At 71.2% G+C, this 764-nt stretch carries 1 protein-coding gene; it reads left to right on the forward strand.

What is annotated here, in order from left to right; genetic code table 11:
• Positions 1-39: 39 nt before the first annotated feature.
• A partial coding sequence (locus FPZ47_RS27740) for a transposase (RefSeq protein WP_246859921.1) occupies positions 40-764 on the forward strand: 725 nt, incomplete at its 3' end.

The raw sequence follows: 764 nt of genomic DNA on the forward strand, positions 1-764 counted from the left end.
CACCCGCTGATCACTGCCTCAGAGGATGATTTGACGCCGGTGGCGGGGGTGGCGTTGTGGGGTCCGTTGCTGGACCGGCTCAACGTGGTCGCCGAGGCCGATCGGCGGGGGCTGCGCGAGATCGGGCCGGGCGGCTACAGCGGTGGGCAGTGTTACCGGGCGCTGACCGAGGTTCTGTTGGCCGGCGGGGATTTCTTGTCGGATCGAGCGCTGATCGCCGACCCGGCGACCGCGGCGCTGCGCGGGAACAATCCGTTGCCGTCGGTGCCCACCTTGTGGCGGTTTTTGGGCGGTGCGGATTTGGGCCGGGTGTCCAAGGCCGCCGCGGTGAACCGGGTGATGCTGCGCCGGGCCTGGGCGGGCGGGGCAGCCCCCGCCGGTGATCGGCTCACGATCGATCCGGATGCCACCCGGGTGGCCACTTACGGGTGCGGCAAGGAAGGCTCGGTGTTTTCCCGGTCCGGGCAGACCGCGCTGTCCCCGCTGGTCGGGGTGTGCGGTGAGACCGGCGACGTGCTGGCGCTACGCGCCCGCGGCGGGGCGGCCAACGACGGCCGGGCGATGGGTAGCTTCATCGATGAGTGCGTGGCCGCCATCCCCACCGGGTGCCGGCAGCGATATCGGTTGTGGCTGCGGGTCGACTCGGCGGGCTACCAGCAGCAGGTGATCGAGGCCGCCGAGCGGCATAACGCGGACTTCTCGGTCACCGCCAAGCAGTACAAGCCGGTCGTGGCGCTGATCGGCGCGCTGGCGCTCGACCCCGA

Source organism: Mycobacterium helveticum (assembly GCF_007714205.1).
Taxonomy (GTDB): Bacteria; Actinomycetota; Actinomycetes; order Mycobacteriales; family Mycobacteriaceae; genus Mycobacterium; species Mycobacterium helveticum.